This is a genomic window from Novosphingobium flavum (genome assembly GCF_014230315.1).
Classification (GTDB): domain Bacteria; phylum Pseudomonadota; class Alphaproteobacteria; order Sphingomonadales; family Sphingomonadaceae; genus Novosphingobium; species Novosphingobium flavum.
Genome location: NZ_JACLAW010000015.1, coordinates 1 through 18,599 on the forward strand (window position 1 = coordinate 1; position 18,599 = coordinate 18,599).

General features: G+C 65.7%; 15 protein-coding genes and 1 pseudogene. 4 read left to right on the top strand and 12 right to left on the bottom strand.

All coding sequences use genetic code 11. From position 1 onward, the window contains the following. The 4 genes and pseudogenes from H7F51_RS16490 to H7F51_RS16505 form a co-directional block, all read left to right on the top strand. A pseudogene (locus H7F51_RS16490) lies at positions 1-257 on the top strand (ABC transporter substrate-binding protein); the annotation flags it as partial. A gap of 80 nt (positions 258-337) precedes the next feature. Continuing rightward, complete coding sequence (gene dctA / locus H7F51_RS16495; protein WP_221774192.1) at positions 338-1,639, top strand: C4-dicarboxylate transporter DctA; 1,302 nt, start codon at positions 338-340, stop codon at positions 1,637-1,639. Between the two features lie 316 nt (positions 1,640-1,955). After that, positions 1,956-4,877: a TonB-dependent receptor plug domain-containing protein gene (locus tag H7F51_RS16500; protein ID WP_185665421.1), complete on the top strand. Its 2,922-nt coding sequence runs from the start codon at positions 1,956-1,958 to the stop codon at positions 4,875-4,877. A 114-nt stretch (positions 4,878-4,991) separates the two neighbouring features. Beyond that, positions 4,992-5,543, top strand: a complete 552-nt coding sequence (locus H7F51_RS16505) for a GlcG/HbpS family heme-binding protein (RefSeq protein WP_185665422.1) — start codon at positions 4,992-4,994, stop codon at positions 5,541-5,543. Positions 5,544-5,693: 150 nt separating this feature from the next. On the opposite strand, the gene H7F51_RS16510 is transcribed toward H7F51_RS16505, so the two are convergent. The 12 genes from H7F51_RS16510 to H7F51_RS16565 form a co-directional block, all read right to left on the bottom strand. Next, complete coding sequence (locus H7F51_RS16510) at positions 5,694-6,416, bottom strand: EF-hand domain-containing protein (protein ID WP_185665423.1); 723 nt, start codon at positions 6,414-6,416, stop codon at positions 5,694-5,696. A gap of 142 nt (positions 6,417-6,558) precedes the next feature. Next, positions 6,559-7,110 carry a cupin domain-containing protein gene (locus H7F51_RS16515; RefSeq protein ID WP_185665424.1) on the bottom strand — a complete coding sequence of 184 codons (552 nt, stop codon included), beginning with the start codon at positions 7,108-7,110 and terminating at the stop codon, positions 6,559-6,561. Between the two features lie 19 nt (positions 7,111-7,129). Further along, entirely contained in the window at positions 7,130-8,104 is a 975-nt protein-coding gene (locus H7F51_RS16520) for a hypothetical protein (RefSeq protein ID WP_185665425.1), read from the bottom strand. A gap of 3 nt (positions 8,105-8,107) precedes the next feature. Continuing rightward, positions 8,108-8,692: a cytochrome b gene (locus H7F51_RS16525; RefSeq protein WP_185665426.1), complete on the bottom strand. Its 585-nt coding sequence runs from the start codon at positions 8,690-8,692 to the stop codon at positions 8,108-8,110. Positions 8,693-8,725: 33 nt separating this feature from the next. Then, a complete protein-coding gene (locus H7F51_RS16530) occupies positions 8,726-10,399 on the bottom strand; it encodes an MFS transporter (protein WP_246448660.1) in 1,674 nt (557 codons plus the stop codon). Between the two features lie 10 nt (positions 10,400-10,409). Then, a complete protein-coding gene (locus H7F51_RS16535) occupies positions 10,410-11,525 on the bottom strand; it encodes a peptidyl-alpha-hydroxyglycine alpha-amidating lyase family protein (RefSeq protein ID WP_185665427.1) in 1,116 nt (371 codons plus the stop codon). Positions 11,526-11,692: 167 nt separating this feature from the next. Beyond that, positions 11,693-13,060 (bottom strand): LysR substrate-binding domain-containing protein, encoded by a 1,368-nt coding sequence (locus H7F51_RS16540; protein WP_185665428.1) that lies wholly within the window; start codon positions 13,058-13,060, stop codon positions 11,693-11,695. 315 nt (positions 13,061-13,375) lie between these two features. Then, on the bottom strand, positions 13,376-14,671 hold the full coding sequence (locus H7F51_RS16545; protein ID WP_185665429.1) for a dicarboxylate/amino acid:cation symporter: 1,296 nt from the start codon (positions 14,669-14,671) through the stop codon (positions 13,376-13,378). An 18-nt stretch (positions 14,672-14,689) separates the two neighbouring features. Beyond that, a complete protein-coding gene (locus H7F51_RS16550) occupies positions 14,690-16,948 on the bottom strand; it encodes a CehA/McbA family metallohydrolase domain-containing protein (protein WP_185665430.1) in 2,259 nt (752 codons plus the stop codon). A gap of 69 nt (positions 16,949-17,017) precedes the next feature. Further along, the gene (locus H7F51_RS16555; RefSeq protein WP_185665431.1) at positions 17,018-17,323 is read right to left on the bottom strand and encodes a Rieske (2Fe-2S) protein; all 306 of its coding nucleotides are present in this window, start codon (positions 17,321-17,323) and stop codon (positions 17,018-17,020) included. Between the two features lie 8 nt (positions 17,324-17,331). Beyond that, positions 17,332-18,066 carry a GntR family transcriptional regulator gene (locus tag H7F51_RS16560; protein WP_185665432.1) on the bottom strand — a complete coding sequence of 245 codons (735 nt, stop codon included), beginning with the start codon at positions 18,064-18,066 and terminating at the stop codon, positions 17,332-17,334. Positions 18,067-18,159: 93 nt separating this feature from the next. Then, on the bottom strand, positions 18,160-18,573 hold the full coding sequence (locus H7F51_RS16565) for a RidA family protein (RefSeq protein ID WP_185665433.1): 414 nt from the start codon (positions 18,571-18,573) through the stop codon (positions 18,160-18,162). Positions 18,574-18,599 lie beyond the last annotated feature (26 nt).

Sequence of the window (18,599 nt, forward strand, 5' to 3'; positions counted from 1 at the left end):
GGGTCGCGAAGTCGCTGTTCAAGGCCTTCTCGCAAGCCAAGGATCAGTGGCTGGCCGGCCTTGACCAGGGCGAGCTCACCAACGCCACCGACAAGCGCTACGCCGCGGTCCGCGCGATCGTCGGGCCCGACCCCCTGCCTTACGGCCTCGAAGCCAACCTCCCGACCATCCGCGCCCTCGAGGAAACTGCCTTCAAGCAGCAACTCACCCCGCGCCGGATGTCGATCGACGAACTCTTCGTCGATCCGGAAGCCTGATGAGGGGCGGCGGGGGCCGGCAACGGTCCCCGTTTGCCGCCTGACGATAACAAAATGACCCATCCAAGGGGAGGAACACAATGGCGGTGATGGCACACGGCGGAGCGACGGCCGACCTTCACATACCGCGCGCGCGGCCAAATCTGTGGAAGCAGCTTTGGCTGTGGGTGCTGGCGGCGATGGTCATCGGTGTGATCCTCGGCATGTTCGCGCCGCAGACGGCGGTGAAAATGCAGCCACTGGGCGATGCGTTCATTCGCCTCATCTCGATGGTCATCGGGCCGCTGATCTTCTGCACCATCGTCAACGGCATCGCCAACATGGCCGATATGCACCGGGTCGGCCGGATCGCGGTCAAGGCGCTGGTCGTGTTCGAGGTCATGACCCTGGGCGCGGTGATCCTCGCGCTGGTGGCGGCCAACGTGCTCAAGCCGGGCGCGGGCATGAACATCGACCCGGCGGCCCTGCACGGCGGGGCGAACCTTGGCGAATACATGGAAAAGGCCGAGGAATTCGGCTTCAGCGCGTTCCTGCTCAACATCATTCCCAAGACCTTCGTCGGCGCTTTCGTTCAGGGCAACGTGCTGCAGGTGCTGTTCCTGGCGATGTTCAGCGGCGCGGCTCTGATCTGGATGGGCGAGAAGGCTCGCCCCCTGCTCGACGTCCTCGATGCCGTGCTGCAGATGATCTTCCGGATCGTGGCCATGGTGATGTGGGTGGCGCCTCTCGGCGCTTTCGGCGCGATCGCCTTCACCGTGGGCAAGTTCGGCGTCGGCACCCTGGCCTCGCTTGGAACCCTGATCGGCGAGTTTTATCTGGTCTGCATCCTGTTCGTCTTCGTCGCTGCCATGCCGATCGCCTGGTGGTGCGGGTTCAGCCTCTACAAGTTCATCAGGCTGTTCCGCGACGAACTGCTCATCACCGTGGCCACGACTTCGTCGGAAACGGTGCTGCCGCGGATCATGACCAAGCTGACCGACATCGGCTGCGAGAAGGGGCTGGTCGGTTTCGTGGTTCCGGCGGGCTATTCATTCAATCTCACGGGGGCCTGCCTCTACCTCGGCATGGTCGCGATCTTCCTCGCGCAGGCAACCAACACGCCGATGGACCTGTGGCACCAGTTGGGCCTGCTGCTCTTGATGGCGATCACCTCGAAGGGGGCGGCGGGCATTGCCGGGGCGGCCTTCGTCGTGCTCACGGCGACCATCGCGATGGACCACACCATCCCGGTGGCGAGCGTGGCTCTGATGCTGGGCATTCACCGTCTCATGTCGCAAGGCTTCAGCCCCACCTTCATCATCACCAACGCGGTTGCCGCGATGGGCGTTGCCAAGTGGGAAGGGGCGCTCGACACGGAGAAGATGAAGGCGGCGATCGGCTGAGCGGGCGGGCGGCGCGGGAAAGCCGCGCCGCTACCGGCAAAGAGCCGATCCGTGGCAGTCTATCGAATATTTCTCCCAGAAGATTGGATTGTACCTGGCGGATGACTTGTTGTCTTCTGCATGTGACCGGAAGGAATCGTGAATTCACGGTATTTCGGAAGTATCCAATCGTCATGGCATGAACCGTGGTTGCAGGCCATTGGATTGCCGGAATACTCACAGCCAATTCCTGAAATGGCGAAAAGTCTGGCCGCTGTTTATTGTGATGACTGGCGGTCAGGAAAATCAGAAACAGATAAAATGGGGATGGAAGCCGATGTCCGTACCAGCAGGCAAGCGCCGAGCAGAATTTCAACACAGGGCTCCGTTCGGGAGGATCACCAAGGGGCAGCTCTGCTGCATCACCGCGATCGGCACACTCCTGTGCGCGACGAGTGCCTTTGCGCAGGAAGGTCCGCAATCCGCCGAGGACATCGTGGTCACTGGCTCGCGGGTCATCAAGAACGGCAACAACAGCCCTTCGCCCACGACGATCGTTTCGTCGCAGGAGCTGCTCACGGTCCAGCCCGGCCAGCTCAACGACGCGTTGCTTGTCCTGCCGGTCTTCGCCGGGGGACGCGGTTCGTCGAGCAACGGGTCCTCGACCGGGAACACGACCGGCGGCAATGGCGCCGGCAACGTGCTCAACCTGCGCAATCTCGGCGCCCAGCGCACCCTGCCGCTGCTTGACGGGCAGCGCATTCCGCCGACCATGTTCAACGGCAACGTCGACGTCGACCTGATCCCCCAGATGCTGGTGCAGCGGGTCGACGTGGTGACCGGCGGCGTTTCGGCGGTTTACGGGTCAGACGCCGTCTCCGGCGTGGTCAACTATATCCTCAACAAGACCCTCAAGGGCATCAAGCTTGAAGCCAGCGAGGGCGTTTCCAGCCGCGGCGATGGCTGGAAAACCGATCTTGGCGCGGCCTTCGGCACATCCTTCGCGGATGGCCGCGGGCATTTCGAGGCCAGTTACGAGTTCCGCAACGAAAGGGGCGTCCTGTACCGATCGTCCCGCGACTGGCTGCGCCAGCCAGGCATTACCGGCCTTGGCACCACCCAAAGTCCGTTCGTGCTGATCGAGAATGCTCGCCAGTCCAACTATGCCTTCGGCGGACTGATCACCACGGGCGGCGGTATCTACAATGGCCAGTTTTTCAAGACCGATGGGGTGCTCAGTCAATTTGCCCACGGCGCGGCGGCGCCCGGCGTCCCCGCAATCGAAGCCGGCGGGGATGGCGCCTACTATGATGGATCGCTGCTGTCGCCCATGCGGTCGCACCAGTATTTTGGCCGTTTCGACTTCGAACTGACCGACAACGTCAAGTTCTACGCCGAGATCTTGGGCAACATCAAGACGAACCATGCCTATGCGGACTGGGTCCGGCTCACCAACGTCACCCTGCGGTCGACCAACCCCTTCCTGTCTACGCCGTATCAGCAAGCCTTCTCCGCCGCGGGGACGACGTTCCGCTTGTCGGAAGTGCTGAGCAACGCGCCGCGCGAGGATCCGATCTCCAACGTCGACCAGCGGATTTACCGGCTGGGCTTCGCGGGCAACCTGGGTGGCTTCGAATGGGGCGTCGACGCCGAATACGGCAAGACCAAGATGCATACCATTCTGGGTCACAACCTCAACTTCCAGAAGCTGGCGGCTGCCCTCGACCCGGTTGTTTCAAACGGCCAGATCGTGTGCCGGGTCACCACGACCAATCCCGGCGTGGCGGATGGCTGTATCCCGCTCAACCCCTTCGGGCCCACGGCTGGCAGCGCGGCGGCCTACGACTACATCCAGGACGACACCGACTGGCGTGGCACGACCGAAATGCCCGACGTGACGGCGCATATCTCAGGCTCGCCCTTCGCGCTACCGGCCGGGCCGGTCAACATGGCGCTGTCGGGCGAATGGCGCAAGGTTACCTTCTCGGCGACGAGTACGAGCGGGTCCAGCACGCCCTTCGATTGCACGGGCATCACGTTCAACTGCACCAACGCGGCCAGGCTCTATGACCTGGCGATTTCCGACTTTCCCAAGGCCAGCGAAACGGTGTGGGAAGGCGCCTATGAAGTCGGCGCGCCGATCCTTGGTCACGAGGGCGGCTGGGGTTTGGACGTCAACGGCGCAGCCCGTTACACCAGCTATGAGCACAGCGGAAACTACGTGACGTGGAAGGTGGGGGCCGACCTGCGCCTTTCGAATGCCCTGCGGTTCCGCGCGACGCGGTCGCGCGACATTCGCGCGCCGAACGTGTTCGACCTGTTCGCTCCGCCCAATCCCTCGAATATTTCGGGCACCGACCTGCTCACGGGGCTTCCCTACACCCTCGTCAGCCGGGGCGGCGGGGGCAATACCAGCCTGAGGGCGGAAAAGGGTGATACGTTCACTGCGGGGTTTGTCTGGAAACCTTCCCCGAAATTCAGCGTGAGCCTGGATTACTTCCATATCAGGATCAGCGATGCGCTCGCCAGCATCGATGGCCGCTCGACCGCCTCGCAGCTTCAGTGCTACGCCAGCGGCGGCTCCTCGCCGTTCTGCGACCTGCAGCTTCGGGCCAACGGCAGCGTGGCCGATGCCATCGCCGCCAAGAACGCCAATCCGGCCGCGGTCCTCGGCAATCCGGCCTATGCCGTCACCGCGTTCTACGGCTACGCGCTGAACGTGGCCGAGCAGGAGAGCTACGGCTTCGACTTCGAGCTGAACTTCTCCACGCGACTGTTCGGGCGCCCTCTGGCGACCCGCGTTCTGGCTGCCTATCAGCCGCACATCTACATCCGCCAGCCCGGCAACGACACGATCGACAACGGCGGGGTGGGCTGGGGGCCGGACGCGCTTGCCGCGGGCTTCAAGACCAGCGTCACGGCGTTTGCCCGGTATCAGCTGACCGACAAGATCGGGATCGATCTGATGGAACGGTGGCATGACGGGCTGAAGATCAGCGGCGTGGCGACGGACATCTTCGCCCCCGGTCAGGGAGAGACGTCGGGCTGGGCCACGACCAACCTCAATCTGACTTACGACACGCAGATGATGGGCGGCAAGGCGACCATGTACTTCAACGTCCAGAACATCTTCGATCGCCATCCGCCGATCGGTGCCTACACGGCCAACGGAACACGCGCGGGGCTGCGCGACGGCTTCCCCGTGGGCGATAGCCCGATGGGGCGGTATTTCACCGTTGGGGTGCGGATCGCCAGGTAAGATCCAGCGTGCCAATCGGCATCGGAGCCCCGGGGCGAATGCAAGTCATTCGGCCCGGGGCTCTGGGCGTTTGGCCGGCGGAATTCGGATAGTCCGGAGAGGAAGAGCATCCCCATGAAACTTGTACTGATCGCCGCGCTGGCCGCCTGCGCCGCCTGTCCCGGCCTGGCCCAGGCACCCTCGGCAGAAGAGGCGGCCGCTTACCAGCCGTCGCTCGCTGCCCGGATCGCGGCCATGCCGATGAACACGCCGCGCGCAAAGGGCCCCAGCCTGCAGACCGCCATCAATCTGGCTCTCGCCGCAGTCGAGGCGTGCGGCGCCAAGGGCGGCAATGTCAGCTTCCTCGTCACCGATTCAGCCGCCGTCCCCATCGTGCTGCTGTCGGGCGACGGCGCCGGAGAGCGCGGCCAGCTGATCGCCCAGACCAAGGCCTACACCGTGGTCAAGTACCGCGCGCCGTCCGGCGACGTGAAGCAAAAGGCGCGAACCGATCCCAAGCTGGCGCGGGAACTGGCGCTCAACCCCAACATCGGTGAAGCGCGCTTCGGTGCGTTCCCGCTGATGAGCGGCGGCGAGCTGATCGGCACGCTGGCCATCACCGGTCTGCCCGGCGGGGGGGATGAGGCCTGCGCGAAACAAGCCATGGCCAAGGTGCCGCTGCGCTGAACGCGGAAAGGGGGCTCCACGGCCCCCGATGGGCCGGCCGCCAGTCACACGAAAAACCGGGCCGGAGGCTGACCTCCGACCCGGTTCTTTTCGTTTCGGCAACCCGCGGGCACCAGCCCCGCCGCAGCGGGACCCGGCGCCGACGCGCGTTCAGCTGCTCGGCTTCTTGGCATAGGGCTTGGGCTGGATGAACCGCAGCGTATTGTCGTTGTAGGTGTTGAGCAGGCGGCCCCGGATGAACTCGTTCAGGCTGAGCACTTCGTTGTCATCGAAGTCCATCGCCTGGAAGCGCTCGACGTAGTGCCGGATCCACTTGTAGGTGGGATTGCGCGCTTCCTCGCCGTGATCCTCGCCTTCGCGCTTTTCGCGGCCGGCCAGGAATTCGGCCCAGGTTAGCTTGCCATCGTGATTGATGTCCGACTGCGCGAAATCCGACTTGTGGGTCTTGGGTGCCGGAGTGATCTCCGGGTGGACCATCGGCAGCCGTTCCTTGACGACGACCACGGCCTTGGGAAGCGGCGGGTTCGGCTGGACGTAGCGCATCGCGCCGTCATTGTCCTCGTTGAGCAGGCGGCCGCGCGAATATTCGTCGAGGGTCAGCACCTCGTCGTCGTCGAGGTCCATCTGCGAGAAGCGCTGGACGTAGTGCAGGGTCCAGCGGTAGCTGGGCTTGCGGGCGTCCTCGCCGTGCTTGCGGCCTTCGCGCTCCTTGCGGCCCGCCAGGAACTCGGCCCAGCTCAGCTTTCCGTCGTGATCCGTGTCGACCGCTTTGAAATCGGCGGCGAAGTCCGGCGCCGGGATCGGCGCCTTGGCCGAGAGCGGCGTGCCCGCCAGCGCAAGCAGGACAATGGCACAGGCGAAGTTCTTTTTCATGGCACCTCCGGTCAGTATTTTATCTCGGCTGCTCAGGGTGTTGCAGCTGAAGGTGGTGATGGCGGATCGCGCGGAAATTTGATAATTCGGAAAGGTCTCCGCGCATTGGTTTAGGAGGAAATCCGCCGCCTCACGCGCAGCGTCACTTGCCCTTTTCGTAGCCCGGATTGACCCGCACGACCATGTAGGTGACGTGGCCGTCAAGCCGGGTGAAATTGTGGACCACGCCCGGCGGGATCATCACGACGTCGCCGGCCTGCACATGGCGGGTTGAAGCGCCGATCACCTTCTCGCTCTTCTCGCTCGGGCCAATGCTGGCCGGGTTGACCGGCTTGCCGCCCGTAATCATCGGCTTGGGATCGACCATCTTGCCGCCCGTGGCGAAATCGCCGCCGCCTTCGAGGATGTAGTAGATCTCGGTCACGATCTTGTGGTTGGTCGGCAGCTCGTCCAGGTTGTCGCGGCGCAGGACGTCGACGTTGATCCGGTCGTTGCCGGCGCGCACGGCGCCGACCGCGCTCATCCCCTTGCCGCTGGCGCGCGCCGCCAGCGCCTTGGCGAAATCGCCCTGTTCGATAAACACCGCATCGCGCCGGGGAGCGGCTTCCGCCGCCTGGGCCCGCGCGATCGCGGGAGCCAGCGAAAGGGGCAGCACCATGGCCATGGCGGCAAGGGCAGTGGTGGGCTTGTTCATGTCGAAAGGTTCTCCGGCTTCAGAAGTTGCGCGGGTTGGGCGAGCGTTCGTAGGCGTCCTCGAGGACCTTCATCCACGGATACCATTCCTGCCAGTGGTCCTTGAGGCCGTCCCCGTCGATCCGCTTGAACTCGATGCGGTAGTAGTGGATCGGCACGGCCGAGGTGTTGCGGGTCGTCTGCACCGGGGCGGGGCCGGTGGTGGCGCAGCCCAAAGTCTCGAACGCGCTCAGCGGCGGGCTCGCATGGCCGCCCTTGGCCACCGGAGCCGGGGTTCCCGCGATGTCATAGGCGATCACGGCGGGATAAGCACTGGCGGGCACCCGCCGGGTTTCGCCGGGGCGAACTAGCACCTCGACCAGGCGGGCGTGATCGTCCTCATAGAGCAGGCGGGTGCCGTCCGGCCCGACCTGCGTATAGCGGTACCAGTCCCGCCACCGCGCGGCGAGGCCCTTGCCGTCGATCCGCTTGAACTCCAGCCGGAGGAAATGGTGCGGCCAGGTGTCGAGGTTCGTCTCGTGGTGCGGAAACTGCGGCGTCGCGGCGCGGCAGATCGGATAGGCCGCGCCTTCCGGCGCCTGTCCCACGGCGGCGATCATGTTCCGCTTGGGGTCGGTCATGGTGTTGGTGCTCTTGGGCACCGGGGCGTCCACGGCGAAGACCGAGGGGAAGGGGTGGCCGTGCACATTGCCGACCACGCCCGGGAAATAGCCGACCTCGACCAGCCGCACCTTTGCATCGACATAGCGGACGCTGTGCACCTCGGGCGCCGCGATCGCGGCCTCGCTGCGGTCCGCGAAGGGATAGTGCGCGGGCCATTCGCCGGGGTTGAGCGTGTGCGGGCCCTCCACCGGCCGGTAGCCTTCCTCGGCCGCCGGGGGCTGGGCGGTGGCGACGTTGCTCGGCGCGGGCTGCGCCGCGGCGCCCGGCATGGCGCCGCCGCCATACCCGATCAGGGCCATGGCGGCGGCGGCGGAGGCGAGGCTGCGCTTCATCGCTCAGGCTTCCGGCTTGGCTTGGCCGAACCACATCCGCGCGAACTGCGGCTGGCGATCGAAGAACTGGTGCTTGAGCGCGCCAAGGACATGGCCCACGACCAGGGCACACATGGTCCAGGCGCTGACCATATGGAGCCAGACCGCCTGGTCATGAACCGCGATCTTCTCGGCCATCGGCAGGGCCTTGAGCAGCCAGATCTTGGGGACGTACATCAGGAAATAGAGCTCCGCCCCGGCGCCGGGCCGAGTGCTGGCCGAAGAGATCGACCAGCCGGCCAGCGGCACGACGATCATCAGCACGTAAAGCAGGCCGTGGACCGCCTCGGCGGCGAATTTCTCCAGCCGGGTCAGGTGCTCGTCGAGCGCCGGGGGGCGGTGAGTCAGGCGCCAGGCCACCCGCGCGAAACTGAGCACGAGGACCGTCAGCCCGGCCGAACTGTGCAGGCTGACCCACAGGTGCTTGGGCTCGCCTTTCAGTCCTTCCATGTATTGCCCGGTGGACAGGTTGAACACGATGCAGGCCGCAATGATCCAGTGCAGGGCTATCGCCACGTTGGTGTAGCGTCGGTCGGTGGTAAGTCCCATCTGTCCCCTCGTCGTATTTTGTGTGGTGGCGCTTCAGAAGTCGAGCGATCGCCGCGCTGTTTCCGGCAGGAACAACAGCATCGAAACGAAGCTGATCGCGGTGAACACGAAGGGGTACCAGAGCCCGGCGAACATGTTGCCGGTGCCGGTCACGATCGCGAACACGGTGAATGGCAGGAAGCCGCCGACCCAGCCGACGCCCACATGATAGGGCACCGACATGGCAGTATAGCGGATGCGGGTCGGGAACAGCTCCACCGCAGCGGTCGAGAGCGGGCCGTAGAGCAGGGCCGCGCTGATCCCGAACACCAGCATCAGGACGAACAGGGCGGGCTTGTTGACCCGCGCCGGATCGGCCTTTGCCGGGTAGTGCGCTGCGGTCAGAGCGGCTCCGGCGGCGGCGGCGAATTCAGTCTCGGCGGCGTTGAGCTGCGCGGCGGCAAGGCCCGCGCCGTTCACCGACGGCACCTGGGCCGGGCCCACCTCGATCCGGGCCAGCGTCCCGGCCGGCGCAGCGCGCTCGGTATAGGAAATGCCGGCATTGGTCAGGAAGCTCTTGGCGATGTTGCAGGACGAGGTGAACTTCGTCTTGCCGATCGGGTCGAACTGGGTGACGCAGTCAGCCGGATCGGCCACGACCACCACCGGAGTGGCCTCGGAAGCGGCGGCAAGGGCGGGATTGGCCGCATCGCGCATGGCGTGGAAGGCCGGGAAATAGGCCACCAGCGAAATCAGCATCCCCGCCAGCATCACCGGCTTGCGCCCGAACCGGTCGGACAGGCGCCCGGCCACGACGAACATCGGCGCGCTCACCACCACCACCGCCATCAGCAGGAAGCTGACGATCTTCGGGTCGAGCCGCAGCGACTTCTCGAGGAAGACCTGCACGTAGAAATAGGCGGTGTAGAAGACCGCGCCCTGCGCGCACATCATCGTGAAGAAGGCGAGCAGGATCAGGCGCAGGTTCTGCCAGTTGCCGAAGGTTTCGCGGTAGACGGACCGGGCCGGCCCATCCTCCTCGCCCTCGAGCGCGGCGAACAGCGGGCTCTCCGTCATCTTCATTCGCATGAAGACCGAAACCGCCAGCAGCCCCGCCGAGGCAAGGAAGCACAGCCGCCAGCCCCAGGCATCGAAGGCGTCGTTGCCCATCACCGTGCGCAGGAACAGTACCATCAGCAGGGCCACGAGCAGCCCGATCGGAGCCGAGGTCTGGACGAAGGCGCCCAGATAGCCGCGCGAATGGCGCGGGGCATGTTCGGCCACCGAGATGGCCGCTCCGCCGTAAACGCCGCCCAGCGCCATGCCCTGCACGATCCGGGCGAGGATCACCAGCACCGAGGCGGCCAGCCCGACCTGCCCGTAAGTGGGCAGCAGGCCGATGGCACAGGTTGCCCCGCCCATCATCAGCACGGTGATCAGGAAGGCGCTCTTGCGCCCCATCTGGTCGCCCAGCCGCCCGAACACCAGCGCGCCCAGCGGGCGGAAGGCGAAGCCGGCACCGAACAGGGCCAGCGCGGCGATATAGCCCGCCGTGGGAGAGAGCCCGGCAAAGAACTTGGCCGAGATGACCGGGGCCAGGGTGCCGAAAATGTAGAAGTCATACCATTCAAAGGCGCTGGCCGCGGCCGAGGCGCCTACCACCAGCCCCATGTGCGGCGCGGGCGCCGCAATGGCTTCAACGCCGCTTTCGTTTGCTGCAGTTGCCATGATCGTGCCTTTACTTCGCCGCGTGCAGGGTGAGCTTCTGCACGCGCCAGTTGAGCACTTCGGCGACGTAGAGCTGGTTCTGGGTGGGGCAGGCCATTTCGTGAATCCAGCCGAACTGCCCGAGCTGCTTGCCCGCACCGCCCAGCCAGCCGAGCACGTTGCCCTCCATGTCGAGCTTGTAGATCCGGCCCGGCCAGACATCGGCCACGAACAGGGCCTGCTTGCCCGCCTCGGGCGGCGTGATGCACAGCGCCCACGGAGCGCCGGGCAGGAGATAGCCGGGGCTGGCCTCCGTCGGCCGGTTGCCGATCGGCACCGGCGCGTCGGCGGGGAAGGGCACCTTGATCGTGATGATCTTGAGCAGCTTGCCCTCGGTGTCGAAGACCTGGATGCGGCGGTTGGTCCGGTCGGCGACGAAGACCCGGTCCTGCGCATCGACGGCGATGGAGTGGAGCTGGTCGAACTGCCCCGGCTCGGTGCCGAACGAACCCCACGACTTCAGCCAGCGCCCGTCCGGGCCGACCTTGGCCACGCGGGAATTGATGTAGCCATCGGCAATGTAGGTGTTGCCCTTGGAATCCCAGGCCATGTCGGTGACCTGGCGGAAATAGCCGTCGATCGCCGGCAGGCGCGGGATGAGCTTCTCGAGCGGCTTGGCCTCGGGCGCGCTGGCCTCGACCTTGCGGCCGATCACCATCCGCACCTTGCCGGCGGGATCGAACTTGATCACCATGTCCGAGCCCTTGTCCGCGGCCCAGATATTGCCCTGCGGATCGATGCGCACGGCATGGGCGAATGACCAGGCGTAAAGCCCCTTGCCGATCTCGCGCAGCAGCTTGCCCGCGGCGTCGAACTCCAGCAATTGCGCGGCCGCAGCGCCATAGGCCGGGCCAGAGGTGTTGCCGCGCTGGAACACGAAAACGTGGCCCGTCTTGCCCACTGCCACGCCGGCCACTTCGCCGAGGTTGGTCCCCTCCGGCAGCTTGAGGAATTCCTGCGCGTCAAAGGCGATTTCGGGCACTGGCGCGGGCGCGCTCTGGGCCGTGGCGGCCTGGCCACCGGCGATCAGCGCGCTGGCGAACAGGGCGGCCGGGGCCCACCGGATCGTCTTGCTGGCGGAATTCATCTGCTGTCCTGTCCTGTCCCGTGGTGCCTGTGCGCCGGTCCGGTCTGCCGGCCGGATCTTGAGCCGTGGTCGTAGCGGCGTCTTGCCGGTTTCATGCTATCCATTCGGGCGTCCGCGCCGTCGAATTGGAACTCGTGGCGGGAAAATAACTTTGCCCTCGCGGCGGTTTATCCACCCCTGAGCGGATCGGCCGCCGGTGCCGTTTGCGGCGCGTCCGACAGGTCGAGCAGGCAGCGCGCGAAAGCCTTCTGCAAATGCGTCGGCAGCCAGCCGCGCCGGGTGGTCAGGGCGATGCTGGAATCCGGTTCGATCGGGCCGAAGTCGAGCGGCGCCAGCCGCCCGCCCAGCCGCTGGTCGAGGATCAGCTCGGACTGGGTGAGGATCGCGATCGCATCGCTGTTCGCCAGCAGCGACAGGATCGTCACGATCGAGTGCGTCTCGACCCGGCCGACGGGCTTGGCCATGTTGGCGAACAGCAGCTCGAAGGCGTGGCGCCGCACGGCGCCGGGGGCCGAAAGAACCCAGTCGTACTGCAGCAGGTCCGCCTTGCGGATTGCGGCCCGCTTGGTCAGCGGGTGACCCTTGCGCACGGCGAGCACGAACGGATCGGAGGCGATCACCTGCTCGACCACGTTCTCTTCGGCGGCGGGACAGTTCTGCAGGCCGACCACGAAATCGATCGCGCCGCGCTTCAGCCGGTCCAGCAAAACGTCGTAGCTGGCGTTCATCACCGAAACGCTGGCCTGCGGATGCAGCCGGGTGAAGCGCTCGAGCACCGAGGTCAGCAGCTGGTTGCCGGCCAGCATCATCGCCCCGGCCAGGATCCTCCCGTTCTCGATGCCGAGCCGGGCATTGACCTCTTCCCGCGCCGATTCAAGCTCGCGCATGGCAAGGCGCAGCCGCATGGCCAGGATCTTCCCCTTGTGATTGGTGGTGATCCCGTGAAAATCGCGGTTGAAGAGCTTGACCTCCAGCTCCGCCTCAAGACTGGCGATCGCCTTGCGCAGGGTCGCCTCGCGCTGGTGCAGCAACTGCGCGGCACGGGGGATCGAGCCGAACTCGTCGATCAGCAGAAGGGTGGTGGTCAGCGGCCGGGTCAGGCGGCTGGCGATCACATCGACCCGCGCTCCCGACCAGCTGCGATCGGCCCCGCATTCCATCAGGGCCCCGCGCACCTCGGCAAAATAGCGGCGAACGCGGTCGTGCAGGATCAGCCCCGCGTCGGTCAGGATCAGGCCGGAGCGCTTGCGCAGGAACAGCGGCACGCCGAACGAGGCCTCGAGGTTGGCGATCGACTGGGTAACGGCGGGCTGCGACCGCGCGAGGTCGGCCGCCCCGCGCGAAATACTGCGCGATTCGGCAACCGAGGCAAAGGCGCGAAGCTGTGACAGGCCCGGCACGTTGGCATAGGGCAAGTCGTCCGTGCCGCCGAGGGTGTGCGGCAGCGGGGCGTCGTCGAACATCTTTTGTCCGTCCTGTGCTGTCTCCGGATTGGCGTCGGCGGCCGCGCTGGCCGCGTTGGACTGATGGTTCACACTGGCCTCCATCCGATCGCAAAACCGGCTCTCGATCGCCCCGTCGGCGGGTGTCGAGATATGCTCCTCTCGTCCGCCGCGGCGAACGCTCCTGCCTTTCCTGGCAGGCTTTTCTATGATGGAGATAGTGGACCGATCTGACGTCGCAGATCAAATTCAAATACGGCACCACATATTCAAACCCATGCCAATTTCCCAGTTTTTGTTGAAAATCGGCCATTTTCACGGGGTGTCTGCGCCTGCAAACCAGTAGTGGGGCGGCACACTTCTGTCATAAAATCGAATGCTGCGAATACGTGAAGTCAGCGCCTGCCCTCAGGCGGCGAGCGCTACCTTCAGCCGCTCCCGGTCCAGCGCCCCGTCCCACCGCGCCACGACGATCGTGGCCACCGCATTGCCGATGAAATTGGTCAGGCTGCGGCATTCCGACATGAAACGGTCGATCCCCAGGATCAGGGCCATGGCCGCCACCGGGATCGCCGGCACGATCGAAAGCGTGGCGGCCAGCGTGATGAACCCGGCCCCGGTCACCCCGGCCGCGCCCTTGGAAGAGATCATGGCCACGCCCAGCAGCAGGAACTGCTGGCCAAGGCTTAGCTCGACATTGCAGGCCTGGGCCAGGAACAGCGCGGCCAGCGTCATGTAGATGTTAGTGCCGTCAAGGTTGAAGCTGTAGCCGGTCGGCACGACGAGGCCGACCACGGCCTTGTCGCAGCCGGCATCCTCCAGCTTTTCCATCAGCGCGGGCAGGGCGCTTTCCGAGGACGAGGTGGCCAGCACCAGCACCAGTTCGGTCTTGAGGTAAGCGATCAGGCGCAGGATCGAAAATCCCGCCAGCCGCGCCACGATCCCCAGCACGCAGACCACGAACAGCGCCGAGGTCAGGTAGAACGTCGCCACGAGATAGGCCAGATTGGCGATCGTGCCCACGCCATACTTGCCGATGGTGAAGGCCATGGCCCCGAAGGCGCCGATCGGCGCGGCCTTCATCACGATCCCCACGAAGCGGAAAAACACGCCCGAAACGTCCTCGAGCAGCGCGGTCACCCGCTCGCCCCGCGCCCCCGCGCCCGAAAGGGCCAGCCCGAACAGGACCGAGACCAGCAGCACTTGCAGGATGTTGTCGCCGGTAAAGGCCGATACGAAAGTGTCGGGAATGATCGCACCGAGGAAGCCCGTCACGCTGCTTTCGTGCGCTTTTTCGGCGAAATTGGCGACCTTGCCCGCATCGAGGCTGGCCGGGTCCACGTTCAGCCCCGCGCCGGGGCGCACGATGTTGGCCACGGCCATGCCCACCAGCAGGGCCAGCGAGGAAAAGAACAGGAAATAGGCGAAGGCCTTGAGTGTGATCCGGCCAAGGTGGCCCAGGTCGCGCATGGCGCCCACGCCGGTAACGATGGTCAGGAAGATCACCGGGGCGATCACCATCTTGACCAGCTTGATGAAACCGTCGCCCAGCGGCTTGAGCGCTTCGCCGGTGGCCGGCGCGAAATGGCCGAGCAGCACGCCCAGCGTGAGCGCGATAAGCACCTGCGCGTAAAGCGTGCGATACCAGCGCCGCGCGCGCGGCGGAGCGCCTTCGTCGATTGCGCCCTTCAATACCTGTCCCATCCCGCTATCCTGTTCCCGTTACTTGCCTGGCGCGGCGGCAAAGACCTGCGTCATCGCCCCGTTGCCGGCCGAATCCCATGCGGCGAAGCGTAGCCACCGCGCCTTGGCCGCTTCCAGCGGAATCTCGAAGCGGTGGCTGCCCAGCGGCGGCAGGTCGCTCGTGTCGATCACCTTGCGCCCGGTCCTGCGCCCGTCACCCCAGATCACCTCGGCCATGTCGAGCGGAAAGGTCCACTGCACCTCGGCGATCAGGCGCGCAGCTTTGCCGCCATCATTGCGCTCGCCGCCTTCCAGCCGCGCCTCGGGGATCAGCACCTCGCCCGAGGTCACGAAATAGTCGCCCCGGTCCAGCACCGCGTTGATCGCGCTGTAATCCTGCCCCTGCGGCAGCCGGTCGAGCTTCAGGTAGTTGACCGGGTTGTTGGCGTAGATATCGTCGCCCGGCTCCTTGTCGAAGGTCTCGGTAATGGCAAGGATGGACTTGGGCCGCTGCCCGCGCGCTGCCATCCAGTTGTTGATCTCGTCGTAAAGCGGCAGAACCCGCTTTTCCGACAATCGCTTCTCCGACAGGTCCGAGCCCATGCCCCAGCGCCAGCCGATCCCGCGATAGAAGTCGGCATTGAAGGCCGCGCTGGCCTTGATCGCATCGGGGTAATGGGTCGAACCCTTCGTGCGCGGGTGCGGCATATAGACCAGCATCCCGTTCTCGCGGATCATCCGGATCGCATCGTCCGCCCCGCCAAGATGATAGACCGGCGTGCCGTCGGGCAGCTTGGTCATGAACGGCTCGTCCGCCGCCCGGTGCTCCAGCCACAGTGTCGGGTGCGCAAGCAGCACGTCCCAGTGCCCGCCAAGGATATTGATCGCCTCGACATTGGGCAGGACGAGGAAATTCGCGTCGCTGCTGCGCGCCGCGCCCTCGAAATAGGCCTGCATCACCTCCAGCCGCCTGGGCCCCCCGGGCTTGCGCTGGTCGGGAAATATGTCGGTCACGCTGACGATGTCGACCCCGGCCCCGCGCAGGGCCTCGAAGTCGCGCAGCCGGGTATCGACGCTGCCCGATGCGATCAGGCGCTCGCCCATGCCGAGGTGGAAATGGTGCGCCATGACCTTGTAGCCGGGCAGGGCGGCATAGTGGTCCCCCCGGGTGAAGGCGAGGGCGCCCTGCCGCGCCGTCTCCGCCGTTCCGGCGGCGGGATAGAGGTAGAGCGCCATGGCCTGCACCGATCCCGGCGGCGCACTGTAAAGCGCCCAGTTGGCGCGAAACTCCTCGCGCACCTCCTTGTCGGCCTGGCGGATGCCGAGCGAGAGGCGGCCGCTGGCATCATGGGCAAACCAGTTGTTGCCGACATTGGTCTCGATCTCGCGTGACCAGAAATAGACGTGCGGCGCGGGGAACACCGCCAACGCCCCGCCGCTGCCGGTCTCGGCCATGATCAGCCGGTTCGCCGCGACCACCGGCACCGGCCCCGCATTGGGCTTGCCGGTCAGCACCGAGGATTGCTCTGCCCCCGTCGTGTCGCGCCACGAAACCCTGACCCCGGGGCCCACGGCCACGCCCTCGATCCCCGCATCGTACTTGTAGGCCACCGAAGCCTTGTCGGTCGCGGCCATCAGCGCGGCGCGGATCAGGTTGGTCCCGGCATAGGCGGTCAGCTCCAGCGCCCCGGAAAAAACCCCCGCCGTCACTCCGGAAAGGCGCACCACCGCGCGGGCCGGGGTCAGGGTCACCGTGCAGGCGCTTATCGCATAGCGCGCCGACGCCCGCTCGATCTCGGCGGGAGCGCGCGGCAGGCCCGGCTGGCCGGCAATGCCCTCGACCGGGGCGATATTGGCCATTTCCTGAGCATTGCGCTGGTCCGGCTTGGCGAGGTCGAGCGGGGCGTCCCAGAAGGCATCCCACTTGTGTTCGTCCACCTCGGCCGGGGTGATCGCCACGCCCAATTTGCGCAGCGGCTCGAGCTGCTGGTTGCTGATCCGGCGCAGTCCGCTGGTCACCTCGAAGCGCAACCCCGCATCGCGCAGCACCGGCGTGCCGTTGACCGAGAGCAGGGCGATGCGCGGCACCCCATCCGCTATGGCGAGGCTGAGGCTCACCCGGTCGGTCCCGGTGCCGGCCCAATCGAGCCGCACCCCGTTCGCCGCTGCCTCGGCCGCGATTGGCCCCGGGGCAGAACCGCCTGAGATCGCGCAGGCCAGCGGAGCGGCAAAGGCCGGTGCAACCGGCGCGCAGATCACCGCCGCCGCAAGGAGCAGCGCTGTCTTCCCGATCCTCATGAAACCCGATCCTTCCGCCGATGCCGCGCTATTGCAGCCGTTCAGGGCGCGATCTTCAACGCCGGATATTCAGTCGAGACGGACGTAAATGCCGTCTTCCCGCTCTTCCGCGGGGAAACATGTCAGCGCCTTGTCCGTCGGCCCCTCGATCACCGCGCCGGTCTTCACGTCGAACAGCGCCTGGTGCAGCGGGCATTCGATCAGCGCGCCATCGAAATAGCCGTCTGTCATCAGCGCATACTGGTGTGTGCAGATGTTCGACGTGGCAAACACCGCGCCATCGACGCGGAACAGCGCGAAGGCCAGTTCGCCAACCTGCGCCCCGGCCATCTCGCCATCCGCCAGTTCGCTGCTGTCCAGAACCTTGACCCACATGCGCTCTATCAACTCCTCGATTTGCGAGCCGGGCGTTCGACCTTTCCGGCGGCCTCGGCGGCCTCGTTCTCGCGGATGACCTTGAGCAGGCGGGCGGCTGTGCGGCCGCAGTGCGCCGCGCTCAGGGCGCCCACCAGCTCGGCATTGCCTTCGGCGAAGGCGGCGACGATTTCCTTGTGATCGCTGTCCGGCTCGGCCGAATAGCCGGTCATGCTGGATTCAAGGCGGATATAGGGTTCGACCGCATCGCGCAGCTGCTGCGAAAGCTTGAGCAGGCGCGGGCGCCGGCACGAGCGGATCAGCCGCGCGTGGAACTGCCGGTTCAGGTCGCACCAGCGGTCGTGATAGCCCTCCGTGGCGGGGTCCATCGCGTCCATCGTCTCGACGATGGCCAAGACCTCGGCCACGTCCTCCTCGGTCCGGTTCTTGGTCGCGATCTGGCCGGCATGGCTCTCGATCAGCATGCGCAGATCGAACACCTCCGAGATTTCATCCGGGTTGAGCGAGGAGACCGCATAACCGCGCCGGGGGCGCAGGGTCAGGTAACCCTCCGCCTCCAGCTTGGAAAAGGCCTCGCGCAAGGGCACCCGGCTGACGTCGTACTGCTGGGCCAGGTCCTCCTGGCGCAGCACCAGACCCGGCTTGTACTTGCCGGTCAGGATGCTCTTCTTGATCTCGACACACAGCATCGCCACGACCGAAGTCGGGAATGCGGTGGTCCCTTCCGCTGACAGTTCATTCATGTCCGAAGCCCTATCAAAGGGATCGGCGGATAGCGAGCGGTTAAGGAGTTCTGCCATGTCCGGGCATTCCTGGGTATCGGCCTGAGCGCTGCCCTAGATGGCGACCACCGCCTCGACCTCGATCATGAATTCGTGCTTCACCAGCCCTTGCACGATCAGCAGCGTGTTGGGCGGATAGACCTCGTCGGCATAGAAGCTCGGGAAGCGCGCGGCGCGCAGGCGCATGAACGGCTCGATATAGGCCCGGTCCGTCACGAAAGTGGAGAACTTGAGCACCGAGGCCATGGTGCCGCCCATGCCGCGGATCACCGCCTCGAGGTTGTCGAACACCTGGTGGAACTGGGCATCGAAATCGCCCACGCCCACCACTTCGCCCTCGGCGCCAACCGCCAGCTGGCCCGCGACCATCCGGATGCGGCCGTCTTCCACGTAGCCGACGTTGGAATAGAGCCCCTGCGCCGGATTGGATCCTTCCGGATTTTCGTAACGAACGGCAGCCATTGTCATGTGATCGTACTTCCTGCGAATTGTTG